This is a genomic window from Lebetimonas sp. JS138, from assembly GCF_000523335.1.
Taxonomy (GTDB): domain Bacteria; phylum Campylobacterota; class Campylobacteria; order Campylobacterales; family Nautiliaceae; genus Lebetimonas.
The window spans coordinates 353,155-371,591 of record NZ_ATHT01000001.1 but is presented as its reverse complement, the minus strand read 5'-3'; the positions used below and the strand labels follow the sequence as shown (position 1 = coordinate 371,591).

The following is an 18,437-nucleotide window of genomic DNA, read 5'->3' as shown; positions in this document are numbered from 1 at the left end:
ATTATTCGTCTTCTTTTGCAAATTTTTGATATAAGAATTCGAGTATGGCTTCTCTGCATCTGATATATTCAGGGTCTTCCTGAAGAGCAACCCTGTCTCTTGGGCGAGGGAGATTTACTTCAAGGATTTCACCAATAGTGGCAGCAGGTCCGTTTGTCATCATAACAACCCTGTCACTTAAAAGTACAGCTTCATCAACATCGTGTGTAATGATAATAACTGTATTTTTAACGTTTTGCTGAATTCTCATTAAATGATCTTGTAAATTTGCTCTTGTTAATGAATCAAGTGCACCAAAAGGCTCATCCATAAGCAATACTTTCGGTCTTACTGCAATTGCTCTTGCAATACCAACCCTTTGTTTCATACCGCCTGAAATTTCATCGGGATATTTGTCTTTTGCCTGAGTTAAATGTACCATGTCAATAAATTTTTCCACTCTTTCTTTTAATTCATTTTTTGATAAATCAGGCATTACTTTTTTTACCGCCATTTCAATATTTTTATAAACACTAAGCCAAGGAAGAAGAGAATGGTTTTGAAAAACCACTGCCCTGTCAGGTCCCGGGCCTTTTATTTCTTTGTTTTCTAAAATTACATTACCTTTTGTCTGAGGCTCAAGCTGTGAAATTACATTAAGCAATGTTGATTTACCACAGCCGCTGTGCCCAATGATTGAGACTATTTCATTTTTTTTGATAGTTAAGTTTATATCAGTTATGGCCACATAATCTTCTTTTCCCGGAATAGGAAATCTTTTTTCAATATTTTCTAAAATTAAATAATTTTCAATACTCATTACGCTCTCCCTCTTTTTCTGTAATCAAAAAAGTCTGCTATTTTACCCATGATGGTATCTAATATCCATCCAACAATCCCAACTATGATAATTCCAATAATAATATGCGGATAATTTAGATTATTGTATTCATCCCAAATCCAAAAACCGATACCAGTTCCACCTGTTAGCATTTCGGCAGCGACAATTACAATCCATGCTATACCAAGGGATAGTCTCATTCCCGTAAAAATATAAGGTACCGATACAGGAAGCATAATTTTATACACCATTTCTATCGGTGAAAATTTAAGTACTCTTGCAACATTGATATAATCTTTATTTACACTCTGAACCCCCAAAACCGTATTGGAAATAATCGGCCATATTGATGTAATAAAAATTGTTGCAATTGCCGTTGGGTTAATTGCCTGAAAAATTAATAAAAACAGTGGAAGCCAGGCAAGAGGTGATACCGGCTTTAATATTTGAATATAAGGATTTAGGGCATAATAAAATTTTTTACTCATTCCAATCATAAAACCGATTGGAACACCTATTATTATCGCCAGGATAAATCCTCCAAACACTCTTTCCAAAGAGGCTAACACCTGCCAAAAAATACCCTTATCCTCATCAGAATTTATATAAAAAGGATCAGTTAAAACCCCTTTTACAACTTCTCCGTCAACATTTCCCCCAAATGCTGCAATCCAGACATCTTTTGGGCCCGGTAAATTCTCAATATTGGCTGAAAGGGCATCCCAAACCCCTATTATTGCAATAAATGTAAGTATTGGCAAAATTATTTTTACAACCCAATTCACTTTTTTCATCTAAAACCTTTATTTTTTTGTTACATATTTAGGGTCTGCACATCCGGCTACACCATATGGGCATTCATATTTTGGCTGAACTGTTTTAAGGCTTCCTTCCCAAGTATTTACTTTTTTAAGCTCATTTTCACTAACTGCCGGATGTTTTACTTTGAAGCTGTAAATATATTCAACAGCTTTGTTCGGGTCAAATACTTTTCCATCCATAAATTTATTATATTTATCAATTCCGTCTACTTTCCATGGACTTGGTGGCAGTTTATAACCAACTTCTTTTGCAACTTCTGAGAACAGTTTCGGTTTATAAACTGATTCAATTACTTTTTTCATATCAACAGGTCTTTTTAACTGTCCCCATCTATACATTTGAGTTATAAACCACATTCCGTGTGAATAAAACGGATATGCGGCATAATAATTTGCAAATACGTTAAACATTGGATTTGGCTCTGACTTATGCCCGGCTACATATTGGAATGTTCCTGTCATTGATTTTTCAAGAACTTTTACAGGTGCATAAACATATTGTTTTTTACTTAAAATTTTTGCAGCTTCTTTTCTGTGTTTCCAACTTTCATCAAGCCACATTTGGGCTTCAATAATAGCTTTCATTACAGCTTTTGTAGTTTTTGGATATTTTTTTACAAAATCTGCTCTAGCTTGCAAAACTTTTTCAGGATTGTTATTCCAGATATCATAGTTTGTAACTAAGGCACTGCCTTTTCTTGCCATAACTATTCTTTCATTCCAAGGTTCACCAACACAATAACCTTGAATATTTCCTGCAATTAAGTTTTGAGGCATTGTTGGAGGCGGGAATGGTTTTAATTTTGTATCGCTGTCTGGGTCTATTCCGCTTGTTCCCATCCAGTATCTAATTTCATAATTATGAGTTGAGTATGGTCCTACCATACCAAATACAAGTGGTTTATAATTTTTCCCTTCTTTTTGTTTTAAGTAATCAATATATTTTTTAAGTGGTTCGCTTCCTACCGGTCTTTTATATTTATCAAGACCAAATTTAACCATTTCTTTTACCAGTTTATTACCAAAAGTAATAGCATTTCCATTATAATCTAAGCTTAAAAGTGCAACTAAATGGGCATGTCCCATAAGTCCAAGAGTTGCAGCAATTGGCATACCAGCAAGAGCATGTGAAAAATCATATTGTCCATTAATTACTTTTTGCTGAATTCCAGGCCATCCTGCGCCCTCTTTTACTAATTTAACTTTTAGTCCTTCTTTTTTAAAGAAACCTTTCTCTTTTGCAATTACAATTGGTGCACAGTCAGTTAGTGCAATAAATCCAATTGTTACTTTTTTCTTTTCCACATCTGCAAGCAGTGTTGAAGCGAATACCGACACCCCAAGTCCGATTGTTAATAATTTTTTAAGTTTCATAAAATCTCCTTTTAAATTTATACAGACGAATTTTAACAATAAAAAGATAAAAATAGTATTAATATATTGTATAAAAATTAATCAGTAAAATTAAAAAATTTATACATTTTATAAATAAACTTAAAAAAACATTCCGATATAATCCATTAAAATTAAAGGAAGAAAATGCTTATCAATTTAAAAATTAAAAAAGCTTTAATTATAGGTGCAGGAAAAGTTGCTAAACAAAAGGCTGATGTTTTAAATAAGTGTTACGTAGAGTTTGATGTAATAGCAAAAGAAAAAATAGATGAATTTAATTATCCTGTAAAAATAAAAGAATTTGAAATAAGCGATTTAAATAATTATGATATAGTTATTGATGCAACGGGTAATGAAGAAATAACTAAAAAATTACTTAAAAATAAAAAATTTTTATTAAATGTGGTTGATAAGCCGGAATTTTGTGATTTTTATTTTGGAAGCATTGCTAAAAAAGGTGATTTAGAAGTTTGTGTAAGTAGTAATGGAAAAAGTCCAAGATTAACGCAAGTAATAAGAGACAGAATTGAGAGGATTTTGCCTGATAGTTTTGAGTTAGATAGAAAAAAAGATTACGAAACAATAAAAAAAGAGACTTCAAAAGTATTTTTAATAGGATGCGGAAGCGGTGATACAGATTTGCTTACAATTAGAGCCTATAATACATTAAAAACACTTGATGTAGCATTATATGACCATTTAATAAATCCTGAAATTTTAGATTTATTACCAGAAAATTGCGAAAAAATTTATGTAGGAAAAGAGAAAGGAAAACATTCAAGAAAACAAGAAGAAATAAACGCTCTTATTTTAAAATACGCTAAAGAAGGAAAAATTGTCGGCAGATTAAAATCTGGACATCCATTTATTTACGGAAGAGGTGCTGAGGAATTAGAAGCTATTACCAAAGAAGGTATAAATGTTGAAGTTGTTGAGGGACTTAGCAGTGCAATATCAGCTCCTACTTTTGCTGGAATTCCGCTAACAATCAGAGGAAAAAAAGATACTGTTTTAATAGTATCAGCTCATTTAAGAGACAAAAGAATAAATCTTGACTGGATTGAAGAGCTTAAAAAAGAAAATTTAAGAATAGTAGTTTTAATGGGACTAAGCCGTGCAAGACATATACAAAAAAAAGCACTTGAAATAGGAATAGACCCGTTAAAAAAAGTTGCAATAATAAATTCGCTTAAAAAACAGGTTATAAAGACAACCCTTGAAAATTTTGCTAAAAAAGCTAAAGAAATGGAAAAACCGGCCGTTATTGTATTCTAAGGGTTTAAATTTATATTTTTTTGCCGATATGGAATAAAGATTGCTTGATAATATAAAAAAAATGAGACCTTGGAAGGTTAAAAATGAGAGTTACCCAGTTTACAATGTATAATAATTTTTTAATTAATCAGCAAAGAACATTAAGTGAGCTTAATAAAACCACTACAGAATTATCAACCGGTAAAAAAATTCAAAATATGGATGACAATCCAACTGTTTTTGTAAATGATTTAAAATTTCAGGAGAAACTTAACACATTTACCCAGATTAAAAATTCCGCCAATTTTGCCAAGACATTTGCAAACGAAACAGACACTACAATGAACGATATTGTAACAACACTCGATTCGTTTAAAACAAAACTGTTAAACGCCGCAAACGATACAAATGACAAAACAAGCCGTGAAGCAATAGCAGATGAACTTGAAGGAGAGCTTAATCATTTAAAGGATTTGGCAAACACCTCAATTGACGGAAAATATATCTTCAGCGGCAGTATGTTTAATACAAAGCCTGTTAATGACGAATTAAAATATCAGGGAAACGGCGAAAGTGTGAAGGCATTTTTGGGTGCGGGCGTCGAGAGGGAGTATAATATTGACGGAAAGAGCCTGTTTTTAGGAAGGGATAATGATTATAATAAACATTTAAGCTTAAATATTCCCCAGTTTGACAAAATGAAAGCCAATCCCCAGTTTGTAGTAAGAGGAAGTGACGGAAAACTTTATATTGACAAACATATAAAAGAGCATAATCAAATACCCGATTCTGACAGTGTTGCCCAAAATATCCCCGTTAGTGCAGATAGCGAAATTAGAATGCTAAGCGGTGTAGAGGATAATTATGATTCGGCTACAAAAACATATTCTGACGGAATAAGTTATTTTTATATAAAAGGGAAAAACCCGCAGGGTGAAACGATAAATTCAAAAATTGCATTAAAAAACAGCGAAAAGGTTTCTACACTTTTGGAAAAAATAGGGGAACTTTACGGAAATATCCAAACTACTAAAAAAGTTGATGTAAGCATCAATAAAATGGGTGAAATTCAGATAAAAGACGTAAATAGCGGAAAATTAATTACGGATTTTTATATGGTTGCAAGCGACAGGGATGAAAATTCACTTGGAGATGTGGTTAAAAACGGGGATTATATTGCCTCTTTTCAAAAAAGTAATTTTAATTCAATCAGAAATCTTGATACAATAAAAGCAAACAACGCTTATTTTGATAACAGAATTTTTAAATTTGGAAGTATTTTTAGATTGATTGATAATTCTAGAGACGCTTTACCTTCTGATTTAATTCAAAATGTAATAGGCTCAAAAGCAATTAGAAGCGGTGATGGATCTATTCAGACAATAGACCATTTGACATTAAGAGGGACAGATACAAACGGAAACAGTGTAAATGCTACTTTAAATATTACATCAACTACAACCATGCAGGATTTGATAGACAAAATAAAAAGTAATTTTGGAGATGTTGACGTAAAAATAGAAAAAGGAAAACTGATAATAACAGATAATTCTTTAACAAATAAAAATGACACCTCCAAATTTTCTGTTTCAATAGAGGCAGATGACAGCAGCGGAAACAAACTTCAGGCATTCAGAAGTAAGGACGCAGTTAATTTTGATAAGTTATTTATGGGGAAAAACGGTAATTTAATAGAAGGTAATAAAACTCAAATTATAAAAGATTATAAAACATATATAAAAGACGGGGTTATTTATAAAATTGAAAATCCTGATGCCCAAGGAATTGCTACTGATGATACAAGTTTAACGGATATTATGGGAACTGATGAAATGCCACAAACGCTTGAAATTAGGTTTAGAGATAAAAACGGAGATTTTAATACAGCAAAAATAGTTCTTCAAGACAGTGAAGACAGCGACGGGCATTTGAGTTATTTTGAGATAAACGGCAGTAAATATGATATTTTCGATTCCCAGGGCAATAAAACACCGGCACACGATATTATAACCACTTATTCACAAACCGACCCTAATAACTGTAAAATATGTCAAAAAGAAAAAAAAGTAAAAGGATTTACATTCAGGCAGCTCGGTGATGTAATTTCAATGATTACAAGCGGAAATGTTCCGGCTAATAATGATGAAAACAGTTATTTCACTGCACTTGACAATGCAAAAAAAGAAGTCAAAAGCGGTATGGAAAACGGAAAATTTTATATAAAAGATTTAAATAACAATCCTTCAAAAATTGATATTTCTATTTTTGATGATAATAACAATGTTTCTTTTCAGGCCAATGACGCAATTACAATAGATAGCGCAAAAGTGGATTTTTTCGGTATGTTGCAAAATGCAATTAATGCCGTAAAAAACGGAACTAATTATCCGGACGGAAATTCGGATAATCCCAGAAATTTTGGAATTCAGGGTGCAATTGAAGAGATTGATCATTTGAGTGATCATGTAAGAAAGCTTCATGCAAAAATAGGTGCTGTAAGCAATGAATTTGATATGAGTATCGAAAGAGTCGATGCATTAACGATTCATACTAAAACGCTTCAATCAAAAAATATAGATACCGACATAGGGGAAGCCACAATGAGGCTAAATTCACTGAAAACTTCATATCAGGCACTTTTGGCTTCTATCGCAAAAGTAAATGATTTGACGCTTCTTAATTATTTAAGGTAAAATTGCGTTTAAAAAGGCTGGTTTTGCGAAAAAGTTTATATTTATTGTTATTTGCGTTTTTTGTTTATTTTTTTCTTTCTACAATTTTTCCTTCTTTTTCATATGTAGGTAAATTCGGTTCGTTTCTTGGAAAAACAAATTTATTGTTGTTTGGATATATAGCATATATTTTTCCACTTTTTTTAATTTATATTTTATATGCTTTTTATAAAGAAAAATTTAATTTTGATTTTTCTCTTAAAGTATTAGGCGGAATTTTTATTTTTTTTGCTTTACTTTTAATACAATATGAAATTTTTGATAAAGGGATAATTGCAAAACTGTTTATTTTTTCTTTGCAAAAATACATAGGGATATTTGGCATTTGGATTTTAATATTGGTAATGTTTGCCTGGGGAGTGTTTTTGATTTTTGAAGATAAAATATTAAACTTAATGGAAAATGATAAAAATAGTGAAAATGTGAAAATGAGTGCAAATGAGCAAAGCGAATCAAGCTCACCTGGCCGTTTGAAAAACGGCTATGGTGGAAAATGTATAATGGACAATGAAGAAGAAAATAGTAGCCAAGTTGCCAAGAAGCAAGAACCAAGTACCAAGGACCAAGTTTCAAGTGAAGAAATTGAAAATGAGATAAAAATTGAGAATGGGCTTTTGGATGAAGAAAATGATTTTGAAGAGGAAAAAGAGATAATTGAAAATGAAGCAAGTAGTAGTCAAGAAGCCAAGAAGCCAAGTGAAGAGATTGAAAGTAAAAAAGAAAATGAAAAAGAGAAAAATGTAACTAAAGTTGAAGTTTTAGAAGATACCAAAAAATTGCTCTCCCAGATTGAAACGGGTAAAAGGGATTTGCCTAAAAACTGGAAATTTCCTCCAATGGATTTTTTGGCAAAACCTAAAAATGAGAAAAAAGTAATAAACGAAGCAGAAATTGATAAAAAAATTAAAATATTGATTGAAAAGCTTAAACAGTTTAAAATAGAAGGCGATGTTGTAAGATATTATGTCGGACCTGTGGTTACCACATTTGAATTTAAGCCTCTTCCGCATATAAAAGTAAGTAAAATTTTGGCTTTGCAGGATGATTTGGCTATGGCGCTTAAAGCCCAGTCAATCAGGATTCAGGCTCCAATTCCCGGGAAAGATGTGGTGGGGATTGAAATACCAAATGATAAAATGCAGACAATTTATTTAAGGGAAATTCTTGAAAGTTCTATATTTAAAAGGGCAAAATCCCCTCTGACCATAGCTTTGGGCAAGGATATAGTAGGGGAACCTTTTGTAACCGATTTAAAAAGACTTCCGCATTTATTGATAGCAGGAACGACCGGCAGCGGTAAAAGTGTGGGAATTAACGCTATGATTTTATCCCTTTTATACAGAAACTCTCCCGATGAGCTTAAATTTGTAATGATTGACCCGAAAATGCTTGAATTTTCCATTTATAACGATATTCCGCATTTACTGACGCCTGTAATTACGGAATCTAAAAAAGCTATAGTGGCTCTTAACGCTATGGTGAAGGAAATGGAAAGACGCTATAAGCTGATGGCTAAAATGAGGGTTAAAAATATTGAGGGGTTTAATCAAAAAGTAAAAGAAAAACTGCCGTATATTGTTATAATTATAGATGAATTAGCCGATTTAATGATGACAAGCGGAAAAGATGTGGAATATTCCATTGCCAGACTCGCACAAATGGCAAGGGCGAGCGGAATACATTTGATAGTTGCTACCCAGCGCCCGAGTGTAGATGTTGTAACAGGGCTTATTAAAGCAAATTTGCCAAGCAGAATCAGCTTTAAAGTAGGGCAGAAAATTGACAGCAAGGTTATTCTTGACCAATTTGGCGCTGAAAGTTTATTAGGGCGTGGGGATATGCTTTTTACGCCTCCGGGAATTACAGGCTTAATAAGACTTCATGCCCCTTTTGCCAGTGAAGAGGAAATTGAAAAAGTTGTGGAATTCTTAAAAAAACAAAGAGAGCCTGAATATGACGTAAGCTTTTTGAATACCCTTGACGAAGAGAGTGAAATGCTTGAAAATATCGATGATCTGGATGAATTATTTGATGAAGCGAAAGAAATAGTATTAAAAGAAAAAAGAACAAGCATAAGTTATCTTCAAAGAAGACTAAATATTGGGTATAATAGAGCAGCTAATTTAATTGAACAGATGGAAAAAATGGGGATACTCTCCAAACCTAACAGTAAAGGACAAAGAGAAATTTTAAAAGGGAGATAATATGAAAAGATTAATTATTTTGGGAAGCTTGGTGTTTTTATTCGCAGGATGTGCAGATAAACCGTTGGCAACAAATGTTGTTGATTTGGCCGGTAATCAAAAAGTGGCGGGATGGAAAGATAAAAATGAAACTGCTTTAAAAAAAGTAAAAACTGTATGTAAAGAAAAAGTTGTGTATAAAAGTGAAAATGTAAAAGATTCCGACGGAGACGGTGTTATAGATAAATTTGACAAATGCCCCAACACACCGAAAGGACTGGCAGTTGACCATAATGGATGTCCTATAATTGCAACATTAAGAATTAATTTTGATTTTGACAAGGCAGATGTAAAAAAAATATATTATAAAGATATTCAAAAAATCGCCCTTGCTATAAAATCCAATTCTAAGATTAAAAAAATTGAAGTTGCCGGACATACTGATAATATTGGTTCAAAAGAGTATAATAAAAAATTGTCTTTGAGAAGAGCAAAGGCTGTGGCTGAATTATTGATAAAATTCGGTGTAAATCCTAAAATGATTGTTGTAAAAGGATGTGGGGAAGATTATCCTTTAGTTCCAAATACAACTTCAACAAACAGGGCATTAAACAGAAGAGTGGAAATTATAAATATTACAGATTAATTTCCTCTCCGTTTATGTATAAATAATCCACTTCATTTGTATGTAAAATAATTTGAAGAAACAAATTATCAATATCATTAACCCTCTCAGGCAATTTGAAACTTATTAAATCCGCATCTTTTGTTGGTTCAATACTGCCGTTATTAAGTCCCAAAGATTTCGCCGCATTAATTGTTACCGCTTTTAATAAATCTTTTGCTAAATATTTTGGATGAAGTTCAACTTGCATAAGCAGGGCGGCTCTAATTTCTTTAAAAAGGTTAAGTGAATAATTTGAGCTTTTTCCGTCTGTTGCAACCGAATAATCTATTAATTTGTTTTTAACATTTTCCAAATTAAGTAATCCGGTATTTAAAAGTCTGTTTGATATGGGACAATGTGATATAAATCCTTTTATATTGCTTATTTCTTCCAATTCTTTTTCATTGGCATGAACACAGTGTATAAAAGTTGTTTTGGTGTCTTTAAATTTTTGTATAAATTCAATCGGTTTTATCAGCGGATGTGAGAGTTTAAAATTCTGCTCGAAAAAAAGTTTGAATTCTCCTTTTCCTTGGTCAAGCCAGAGTCTTTCCGCTTTGCTTTCCATAAAATGGGTTTGCATGACCATTTCTTCTTTTTTAGCAATATCTATAACTTTATCCATTAAAACAGGATGGACTGAATAGGGGGAGTGAACAGAAATGCCTGTTTTAAATTTCTCGTTTTCATATTCTCTGCTGTTTTCAAGGCGTGCTAAAAAATCTTGATACAGTATATCCGCAACAGCAGGGTTTGAACCTATAATTTCATTGAAATAAACAACTTTTAATGGTTGTTTGGTTAAATATTTTAAATCGTTTCCACTTGAACTTATTTCCCCGAAAGCACATATTCCGCTTTTTTTCATTTCATTTATTGAATCTTTATAACATTTGGAATTGCATCCTGTAAAAAGATTTTCTCTGTTTTGAATGACAGAATTTAGCCAGGTAATAAAATCTCCATATTTTAGTGTGGTTTTGTTTGAAGAAAATTCTAAATGGGTATGATTGTTGATAAGTGCAGGCATTAAAACCGAATTTTTACCTAAATAAACAGCGGGAGTTTCATCTAAATTATATCCGACTTTTATTATTTTTTTCTCAAACAATACTTCGGCATTTAAAAGAATTTCATTTTTTTCATTAAAAGTTAATACATAATCAGCTTTAAGTTTAAGCAAAATTGTTCCTTTTTATTAAGTTAAAGCAAATTATATGCCAAATTTTAATATAATTACAATAAAAAAGGAGATTTTATGAAAATTAAAGTAATACACGGACCAAATATGAATATGTTGGGAATCAGGGAAGTAAATATTTACGGGCCTATGAAACTTGAAGACATCAATAAAAATATGGAGGTTGTAGCCAAACAAAACGGATTTGAAATTGAATTTTATCAATCAAATCACGAAGGTGATATTGTGGATTCAATTCAGGAATCTGTTAGTGATAAAACAGACGGGATTATAATTAATCCCGCCGCTTTAACTCATTATTCAATTGCAATAAGAGATGCCGTCAGTGCCCTTAGAAATATTCCTATACCTGTAGTTGAGGTTCATATGAGCAACATTCAATCAAGAGAAGATTTTAGAAAAAAATCCCTTATTTCGGATGTTGCAGCCGGAACGGTAAGCGGGTTCGGACCTTTTAGTTATCATTTAGGCTTGCTTGCAATGATGCAGATTTTAAATGAAATTAAAATGGCAAAAGAAGCGCAAAAAAAAGTAAGTAGTGAAAGTGGTGAGTAGTGAGTGGTAAAAATGGAAAATTTTATATTAAATAAAGAAAACGAAATTTATTATGAATGCGGTTATTCAAACGATAACTGCATTTTACTTTCACTTGACGGAGAAAAATATTTAATAACAGACGGGAGATATACCCTTGAGGCCAAAAAAGCAAAAGCCGAAGTTATTGAAGAGAGAAATTTAATAAAAAAAGCAAGAGAAATTATTCTTAAAAAAAGGGTTAAAAAACTAATTATCGACCCGCTTAACTGGTCAAAAGAAGAATATGATTATTTATCAGCGGCTGTGAAACTTAAAAATGATAAAAACTATTCACATAAAAAGAGAATGATAAAAAAACAAAATGAACTTGAAATAATTAAAAAAGCAGCGAAACTTGGTGCAAAAGCTTTTGATGAATTTTCTAAAGCAATTGAAAGCGGTATTGATGAATATGAACTTTCATACAGATTTAAAGAAAAACTAACTTGTAGGGGGAAAAGAGAACTCAGTTTTGCTCCGATAGTGGCAATTAATGAAAATGCCGCGAAACCACATGCAAAACTTACAAATAAAAAACTTAAAAAAAATGATTTGCTTTTACTTGATGCGGGAATCAAATATAAAAGATATTGTTCTGACAGAACAAGAACCGTTTCAATAAATAAGAATATATCGATGGGTAAATTTCAAAAATTTAAAAACCAAAAAATGCAAAAAATATATGATATTGTTCTAAAAGCTCAGGAAAAAGCTATTAAAACCGTAAGGGTGGGGGAGAGAATTTCCACTCTTGATAAAACAGCCAGAAAAGTTATAGAAGATGCCGGATACGGGAAATATTTTGTCCATTCCCTTGGACATGGGGTAGGGCTTGATATTCACGAATGGCCTTTTGTTAATTCAAGAAATGATATAATTATTCAAGAAGGTATGGTTTTTACAATAGAGCCGGGCATATATCTGCCAAATGAATTTGGTGTAAGAATAGAGGACATGGTTATGATTGATTTTAACGGTAAAACCAAGGTGTTAAGCGAAAATGTGTAAATTATAAATAGTGGATTGTATTAAAAAAGGAGGGGGAAATGAGCATTGGTAAAATTAGAAGTATTCTTTATAAAACAGCTAAATATTTAGGCGATATTAACGCAATAAAAAGAGCTATAAAAAAAGGAGATTTTACTCCTGTCATCAAAAGAATAATAAGAAGAATATACGGATATATTGTAGGGAGGGGAATGCCAAGATAAGTTAAAAATGAAAAATGTAAAATGGAGAATGGAAAATGAGCGCAAATGAGCAAAGCGAATTAAATTCACCCGGCTATCAAAAGCGGCCACGGTGGATAATGAAAAATTAAAAATGGAAAATTAAGAATGAATGTAAGGTTTAAATTTAATGACAACAGAAAAATTATAAAAACTACATTTTATCCGGACAGTTATAAAAAAAGCAATAAAAAAAACATTGCTTTAATTGGAATTGGCTGTAATATCGGAAACTGCATAAGAAGATTCAAAAAACTTTATCTGTTTTTATCAAACCATCCCAAAATAGATATTATAAAAACTTCAATAATTTATAAAAACCCCCCTTTTGGATATTTGGCTCAAAATGATTTTTATAATACCATTATGATAATAAAAACAAATTTTTCTCCAATTGAGCTTTTAAATTTTTTGTTATATGTGGAAAAAAAATTCGGAAGAGTTAGAGCATTTAAAAATGCACCAAGAACGTTGGATTTGGATATAATTATATTTAATGAAATAAAAATTAATACAAAAAAATTAATTTTACCGCATCCTTTTTTCAAAAAAAGGGATTCGGTGTTAATTCCACTTATTTTAAAGGATTAAATTGAAGTTAAAAACATATACGGCTGAAAGTTATACCGAGGCTTTGAAAAAAGTAAAAGAAGAGGTGGGGGATGACGCTGTAATTGTTTCAAGCAAAGAAATTAAGAAAAAAACCCTTACAAGCCCGGGTCTGTATGAAATTGTTGTAGCTGTTGAAGAATCCAATATCAGGCCCAGAAAACCGATGAGTGATAAAGAACATGCACAAGAGGTTATGTTAAAACTTTCAAGTGCGGCAAAAGAAATATCTTCTATCTCAAAAAAAGAAAATAAAGAAATTATAAATCAGCCGAATTTAACGCCAAAAAAAAATGACGAAATAATTGAACTTAAAAAACAGGTTACAAAAATAAGTGACACATTAAAATTTTTACAGGCGAGTATGTGGAAAATTGCAAATAAAAATGAACTGGAACTTCCTCCCGAATTCAGTGAAATATACGCACTTTCCCGCGCAAGCGGTATAAATGAAAAACATTTGGACGAAATAATGAAACTTACAATAAAATATATGCCTTTAAAAATGAGAAAAAATTCTGAAACGATAAAAAGATATTTTTATACACTTCTTAAAAAAATGATACCTGTAAGAATGGAAAGGGAAATAACTCCTCCACATAAAAAAATTATGATGTTTGTGGGGCCTACCGGGGTTGGTAAAACCACAACCATTGCAAAACTGGCCGCCAGATTTGCTTACAAACTTTCCAAACGCCATAAAGTTGGGATAATAACATTAGATACATACAGAATAGGAGCGGTTGAGCAATTAATGACTTATGCAAAAATGATGAGACTTCCTATAGAAACAGTGGTGGACCCGAGCGATTTTTCACTGGCTCTTGAAAGTCTGCGGCATAATGAATATATATTAATTGACACGGTAGGAAGCAGCCAGCATGATAAAGAAAAAATTGAAAAATTATCAAATTTTTTAAAAGTGGATACGTTTGCCGAAATTAATATAAATTTGGTTCTTTCAGCTGTAACTAAATATGATGATTTACTGGATATTTATAAAAATTTTTCAATTTTGCCTATCGATACACTTGTTTTCACCAAACTTGATGAAACAAAAAATTATGGAAATATTTTTTCTCTTTTAATTGAAACAAAAAAACCTGTCAGTTATTTTTCGACAGGACAGGAAGTTCCGGACGATTTAACACAGGCCGGGGCCGATTATTTGCTTAAAGGTATTTTAAATAAGGAGTTTAATTGAAAACTCAAGCCGATAAACTCAAAGAACTGGTTCAAGAAAAAAATACCAAACCCTCAAATGTTCATTTTATAGCGATAACCAGTGGAAAAGGAGGTGTGGGGAAAAGTACAATTACGGCAAATTTGGGTTATGCCCTGCATAAATTGGGGTTTAAAGTTGCTCTTTTTGATGCTGATATAGGCTTAGCTAATCTGGATGTAATATTAAAAGTTAAAAGTGATAAAAACATATATAATGTACTTAAAAATGAATGCTCCTTAAAAGATATTATTGTTGAAATAGAAAAGGATTTTATTTTAATCCCTGGAAAAAGCGGTGAAGAAATAATGGATTTTGCAGACGAAGTTACCCTCAGCAAATTTTTCTCGGAATTTGAAATATTAAATGGTTATGATTTTTTTATTATTGATACGGGTGCAGGAATAGATAAAAAAGTTCAAATGTTCCTTGAGGCAAGCGATGATATTATTGTAGTTACGGTGCCTGAACCTGCCGCCATTACCGATGCATATGCCATGATAAAACTGATAAGTGAAAAAAAAGATAAAATTTTTATGTTTTTAAATGAGGTTAACAGCGAAAAAGAAGCAATTAATATATTTTCAAAAATAAACAATGTGGCTAAACATAATTTAAAAAAAGATTTAAGACTTCAAATGATAGGATATTTAAAAAAAGATAAAATAATTACCAACTGTTCTATAAACAGGGCTCTTTTTACAAAGCAGGAGCCTTATTCGTTTTCCAGTGAACAGATATATAATATTGCAAAAAAACTGGCAAAAATTTCGGAACGAAAAGTGCTTAAAACTGAAAATAAAGGAATCGGAAGATTTTTTAAAAAGATATTTTCTCAGTTTTAAAGGAAATAAATGAAGGCGGAAAATTTTATCTATTTTTCTACTGTAAGCGGGTTTTTTATCTCAATTATTTTTGGTATTTTAAAAGGATTTGATGCTTTTAATTTTTTGTGGTTTGTGATTATCACAACATCTGCTTTTTATATTCTTTCTTTGGCAAGTGTTTCTTTTTTTATCAAATATACAATGCTTTCAAAATATATTATTTTTAATAAAAACGAAATAGAAAAAATTGTTAATTCCCAGATAAAAGAACTTGAAAAAAAAGAGGATATTATTTATGAAAATTATAAATTTTTAAAAAAATTTGAAGAAGAAGAACTAAAAATTCTAAAGAAGAAACATGTGTAATCCTTACGAACAGACATTAAAAGAATACAGGGATTCTATGGCGGTTAATTATATGCCCGCGGTAAAGGCAATGGCGGCAAGACTTAAAGAAAGACTGCCAAGCAGTATTGATTTTAATGATCTGGTTTCAATCGGGCTTGAAGAACTTGTGAAATTATCAAAAAGATATGACCCTAAAATGAATGATAATTTTTGGGGATATGCACAAAAAAGGGTTTACGGGGCAATGCTTGATTTTTTAAGAAGTATTGATACCATAAGCAGGGCTGAGAGAAAACTCGTAAAGGAAATTGATAAAATTACGGAGGATTATATGTCCAGATTCGGAACTGCCCCAAGTGACGAATATTTGGCCGAAGTTTTAAACGAAAATATAGAAAAAATAAAAAAAGCAAAAAAAGCGGGAGAAATATATAATGTTTTTCCCATAGAAGAGCAGCTAAATTATTTTGAAAATATTTCTAAAAAAGTTGAAGAGGAAGAATTAATTGATATAATTAAGAAAGTTTTAAAAGAGTTGGGCGAAAAAGAACAGCTTGTGATTCAACTTTATTATTTTGAAGAGCTTTCATTAAGAGAAATAAGTGAGATATTAAATGTATCCGAAAGCAGAATTTCCCAGATACATTCACATGCTATAAGAAAAATAAGGAAAAAATTAAATGGCTGAATTATTATCGCAGGAAGAAATTGATGCGCTTTTAGAAGTTGTTCAGGAAGAAAACGTGGCACCTGAGGAGCTTGAAAAAGCTCCTGATATACTAGAACAGCGTCAAATTACTTTATATGATTTTAAAAGGCCAAACAGGGTCAGTAAAGAGCAGCTCCGTTCTTTAAGAGCGATACATGACAAAATGGCCAGAAATCTTGCAAGTGATATTTCCGCACTTATGAGAAGTATTGTTGAAATTCAGCTTCATTCTGTCGACCAGATGACTTACGGTGAATTTTTAATGTCTCTGCCAAGTCCTACGTCGTTTAACGTTTTTTCTTTAAAACCGCTTGACGGAAAAGGTGTAATTGAAATTAACCCTTCAATTGTTTTCCCTATGATAGACAGATTACTCGGAGGGGAGGGTTCTTCTTATGAATCTAACAGGGAATTTACTGATATAGAACTCAGTCTGCTCGACCAGATTTTAAGGGTTATTACACAAAATATGAAAGAGGCCTGGTCACCTATAATGGAACTTTTTCCGGTAATAGAAGCAAAAGAATCAAGCCCCAATGTTGTTCAGATTGTTGCTCAGAATGAAATTGTTGTTATGATTGTTATGGAAATTGTCATTGGTCATACAAGCGGAATGATGAATATTTGTTATCCTGTTATTTCTATTGAATCCCTTCTTCCAAAACTTGCAAACAGAGATTTAATGCTAAGCGGGACAACAGGCAGAAAAAGTAGAAATACGGAACTGAGAGCTCTTATAAGAGGGGCAAAAATAGAGCTCGAGGCAATACTCGGATATGCTTATATGAGTATGAAGGAAATTATTGATTTGGAAGTCGGTGATATAATAAAGCTAAACAGGCCGGCCAATGACACAGTTGTTGTTAAAGTGGACGGCAGAGAAAAATTTATTGCAGATTTTGGGGTCAGCAGATACAGAAGAAGTATCAAAATCAAACACATTTTAAAAACCGAGCACGATGAGGTAAAAGAGATTTTGGAAAAACTTGAACAAATGAGAAAAGAAAAAATCGAAAATATAACATCAGGGGAGAAAAATGAATAATTTTATAGATATTTTGATAAATGAAATAAAATCTGTGGTGGAGGGGTTAATAGGAATAGCTCCTGATGTAATTTTGAAAGAAGAAAAGCATAAAGTAGATATTGAGCCTCCTTATGCAAAAATAACCCTGCAGTCCAAAGAAGGTGAATTGACGGTTATTATACCTCCGGAAATTGCCACAATTCTCGGAGATTTAATGCTTGCAGGGGAGGGAGAGGCAAAAAGTGAAATGAATGAAGACGATTTGGATGCTATAAAAGAAATTGTATCCAATATATTCGGATCACTTTCAACAACCCTTGAAGCACAGGAAAATCTGCCTAAATTAAAATTTCAGATTAAAGATGTTACTTTTAATCAGGAAAAAGAAAAATTTGATTATGCAGATGACATCGTTTTAAATTGTTCTATAAAAGATATAAAAAAAGAGTGTCATATTCTTTTGGATAATAAAATATATTCTCTTATCAGCGGTAAAAAAACACATATTGAAGAAAAAAAAGAGACAGATAAAACCAAGTCTCTTCCAGAGGTTAAAAATTTGGAAATGCTTTTAGATGTAAAATTACAGCTTCGTGTGAGGATTGGAACAAAGGTTATGCTTTTAAAAGATGTTGTTTCTATGGATATAGGCTCAATCGTTGAACTTAATCAGCTTGCAAACGAACCGCTTGAAATTTTGATAGAGGATAAAAAAATAGGTGAGGGAGAAGTTGTAATAGTTGACGGAAACTTCGGGATTCAAATTACTTCTATAGGGACAAAAGAAGAGAGACTCAATACTCTTAAAAAATAGTTA

The 18,437-nt window shown here is 31.8% G+C and carries 18 protein-coding genes; 14 read left to right on the top strand and 4 right to left on the bottom strand.

What is annotated here, in order from left to right; all coding sequences use genetic code 11:
- Nucleotide 1: 1 nt before the first annotated feature.
- From DZ67_RS0102015 to DZ67_RS0102005, 3 genes are read right to left on the bottom strand one after another with little or no spacing between them, the layout of a single operon-like run.
- Nucleotides 2-799 (bottom strand): ABC transporter ATP-binding protein, encoded by a 798-nt coding sequence (locus DZ67_RS0102015; RefSeq protein ID WP_035003050.1) that lies wholly within the window; start codon nucleotides 797-799, stop codon nucleotides 2-4.
- A complete protein-coding gene (ntrB, locus tag DZ67_RS0102010) occupies nucleotides 799-1,614 on the bottom strand; it encodes a nitrate ABC transporter permease (protein ID WP_024787031.1) in 816 nt (271 codons plus the stop codon). The genes DZ67_RS0102015 and ntrB overlap by 1 nt, the downstream gene beginning before the upstream one ends.
- A 9-nt stretch (nucleotides 1,615-1,623) precedes the next feature.
- Complete coding sequence (locus tag DZ67_RS0102005) at nucleotides 1,624-3,015, bottom strand: CmpA/NrtA family ABC transporter substrate-binding protein (RefSeq protein WP_024787030.1); 1,392 nt, start codon at nucleotides 3,013-3,015, stop codon at nucleotides 1,624-1,626.
- Between the two features lie 165 nt (nucleotides 3,016-3,180).
- Here DZ67_RS0102005 and cobA point away from each other — a divergent pair, with 165 nt between their 5' ends.
- The 4 genes from cobA to DZ67_RS0101985 all read left to right on the top strand — a co-directional run bounded on the left by cobA (nucleotide 3,181) and on the right by DZ67_RS0101985 (nucleotide 9,851).
- Nucleotides 3,181-4,311 (top strand): uroporphyrinogen-III C-methyltransferase, encoded by a 1,131-nt coding sequence (gene cobA / locus DZ67_RS10195; RefSeq protein WP_024791732.1) that lies wholly within the window; start codon nucleotides 3,181-3,183, stop codon nucleotides 4,309-4,311.
- A gap of 83 nt (nucleotides 4,312-4,394) precedes the next feature.
- Entirely contained in the window at nucleotides 4,395-6,983 is a 2,589-nt protein-coding gene (gene flgL / locus DZ67_RS0101995) for a flagellar hook-associated protein FlgL (RefSeq protein ID WP_024787028.1), read from the top strand.
- Nucleotides 6,984-7,006: 23 nt separating this feature from the next.
- Entirely contained in the window at nucleotides 7,007-9,226 is a 2,220-nt protein-coding gene (locus tag DZ67_RS0101990) for an FtsK/SpoIIIE family DNA translocase (RefSeq protein WP_024791731.1), read from the top strand.
- Between the two features lies 1 nt (nucleotide 9,227).
- Entirely contained in the window at nucleotides 9,228-9,851 is a 624-nt protein-coding gene (locus DZ67_RS0101985) for an OmpA family protein (protein ID WP_024787026.1), read from the top strand.
- Here DZ67_RS0101985 and mqnF read toward each other — a convergent pair.
- The gene (gene mqnF, locus DZ67_RS0101980; RefSeq protein ID WP_024787025.1) at nucleotides 9,841-11,055 is read right to left on the bottom strand and encodes an aminofutalosine deaminase family hydrolase; all 1,215 of its coding nucleotides are present in this window, start codon (nucleotides 11,053-11,055) and stop codon (nucleotides 9,841-9,843) included. The two genes, DZ67_RS0101985 and mqnF, sit on opposite strands and share 11 nt — an antisense overlap.
- Before the next feature lie 75 nt (nucleotides 11,056-11,130).
- Here mqnF and aroQ point away from each other — a divergent pair, with 75 nt between their 5' ends.
- The 10 genes from aroQ to fliY all read left to right on the top strand — a co-directional run bounded on the left by aroQ (nucleotide 11,131) and on the right by fliY (nucleotide 18,434).
- A complete protein-coding gene (aroQ, locus tag DZ67_RS0101975; RefSeq protein ID WP_024787024.1) occupies nucleotides 11,131-11,628 on the top strand; it encodes a type II 3-dehydroquinate dehydratase in 498 nt (165 codons plus the stop codon).
- A gap of 12 nt (nucleotides 11,629-11,640) precedes the next feature.
- Complete coding sequence (locus DZ67_RS0101970) at nucleotides 11,641-12,657, top strand: M24 family metallopeptidase (protein WP_024791730.1); 1,017 nt, start codon at nucleotides 11,641-11,643, stop codon at nucleotides 12,655-12,657.
- 38 nt (nucleotides 12,658-12,695) lie between these two features.
- Nucleotides 12,696-12,860 (top strand): hypothetical protein, encoded by a 165-nt coding sequence (locus DZ67_RS10650; RefSeq protein WP_173391318.1) that lies wholly within the window; start codon nucleotides 12,696-12,698, stop codon nucleotides 12,858-12,860.
- A 126-nt stretch (nucleotides 12,861-12,986) separates the two neighbouring features.
- Nucleotides 12,987-13,469 carry a 2-amino-4-hydroxy-6-hydroxymethyldihydropteridine diphosphokinase gene (folK, locus tag DZ67_RS0101960; protein ID WP_024790629.1) on the top strand — a complete coding sequence of 161 codons (483 nt, stop codon included), beginning with the start codon at nucleotides 12,987-12,989 and terminating at the stop codon, nucleotides 13,467-13,469.
- Nucleotide 13,470: 1 nt separating this feature from the next.
- Nucleotides 13,471-14,691, top strand: a complete 1,221-nt coding sequence (gene flhF, locus DZ67_RS0101955; RefSeq protein ID WP_024787023.1) for a flagellar biosynthesis protein FlhF — start codon at nucleotides 13,471-13,473, stop codon at nucleotides 14,689-14,691.
- Entirely contained in the window at nucleotides 14,688-15,554 is an 867-nt protein-coding gene (locus DZ67_RS0101950; RefSeq protein ID WP_024787022.1) for a MinD/ParA family protein, read from the top strand. The genes flhF and DZ67_RS0101950 overlap by 4 nt, the downstream gene beginning before the upstream one ends.
- Before the next feature lie 9 nt (nucleotides 15,555-15,563).
- Nucleotides 15,564-15,902, top strand: coding sequence for a hypothetical protein (locus DZ67_RS0101945; protein ID WP_024791729.1), 339 nt, complete (start codon nucleotides 15,564-15,566; stop codon nucleotides 15,900-15,902).
- Nucleotides 15,895-16,572: an RNA polymerase sigma factor FliA gene (locus DZ67_RS09665; protein ID WP_035907018.1), complete on the top strand. Its 678-nt coding sequence runs from the start codon at nucleotides 15,895-15,897 to the stop codon at nucleotides 16,570-16,572. The genes DZ67_RS0101945 and DZ67_RS09665 overlap by 8 nt, the downstream gene beginning before the upstream one ends.
- Complete coding sequence (fliM, locus tag DZ67_RS0101935; protein WP_024787019.1) at nucleotides 16,565-17,638, top strand: flagellar motor switch protein FliM; 1,074 nt, start codon at nucleotides 16,565-16,567, stop codon at nucleotides 17,636-17,638. Before DZ67_RS09665 ends, fliM begins: the two co-directional genes overlap by 8 nt.
- On the top strand, nucleotides 17,631-18,434 hold the full coding sequence (gene fliY, locus DZ67_RS0101930) for a flagellar motor switch protein FliY (protein ID WP_024787018.1): 804 nt from the start codon (nucleotides 17,631-17,633) through the stop codon (nucleotides 18,432-18,434). Before fliM ends, fliY begins: the two co-directional genes overlap by 8 nt.
- Nucleotides 18,435-18,437 lie beyond the last annotated feature (3 nt).

Bases quoted from the DNA above. Each gene is read 5' to 3' on its own strand.
- DZ67_RS09665 (WP_035907018.1), top strand. From the start codon at position 15,895: ATGTGTAATCCTTACGAACAGACATTAAAAGAATACAGGGATTCTATG.
- fliY (WP_024787018.1), top strand. From the start codon at position 17,631: ATGAATAATTTTATAGATATTTTGATAAATGAAATAAAATCTGTGGTG.
- fliM (WP_024787019.1), top strand. From the start codon at position 16,565: ATGGCTGAATTATTATCGCAGGAAGAAATTGATGCGCTTTTAGAAGTT.
- DZ67_RS0101985 (WP_024787026.1), top strand. From the start codon at position 9,228: ATGAAAAGATTAATTATTTTGGGAAGCTTGGTGTTTTTATTCGCAGGA.
- ntrB (WP_024787031.1), bottom strand. From the start codon at position 1,614: ATGAAAAAAGTGAATTGGGTTGTAAAAATAATTTTGCCAATACTTACA.
- DZ67_RS0101945 (WP_024791729.1), top strand. From the start codon at position 15,564: ATGAAGGCGGAAAATTTTATCTATTTTTCTACTGTAAGCGGGTTTTTT.
- DZ67_RS0101970 (WP_024791730.1), top strand. From the start codon at position 11,641: ATGGAAAATTTTATATTAAATAAAGAAAACGAAATTTATTATGAATGC.
- folK (WP_024790629.1), top strand. From the start codon at position 12,987: ATGAATGTAAGGTTTAAATTTAATGACAACAGAAAAATTATAAAAACT.
- cobA (WP_024791732.1), top strand. From the start codon at position 3,181: ATGCTTATCAATTTAAAAATTAAAAAAGCTTTAATTATAGGTGCAGGA.
- aroQ (WP_024787024.1), top strand. From the start codon at position 11,131: ATGAAAATTAAAGTAATACACGGACCAAATATGAATATGTTGGGAATC.
- DZ67_RS10650 (WP_173391318.1), top strand. From the start codon at position 12,696: ATGAGCATTGGTAAAATTAGAAGTATTCTTTATAAAACAGCTAAATAT.
- DZ67_RS0102005 (WP_024787030.1), bottom strand. From the start codon at position 3,015: ATGAAACTTAAAAAATTATTAACAATCGGACTTGGGGTGTCGGTATTC.
- flgL (WP_024787028.1), top strand. From the start codon at position 4,395: ATGAGAGTTACCCAGTTTACAATGTATAATAATTTTTTAATTAATCAG.
- DZ67_RS0102015 (WP_035003050.1), bottom strand. From the start codon at position 799: ATGAGTATTGAAAATTATTTAATTTTAGAAAATATTGAAAAAAGATTT.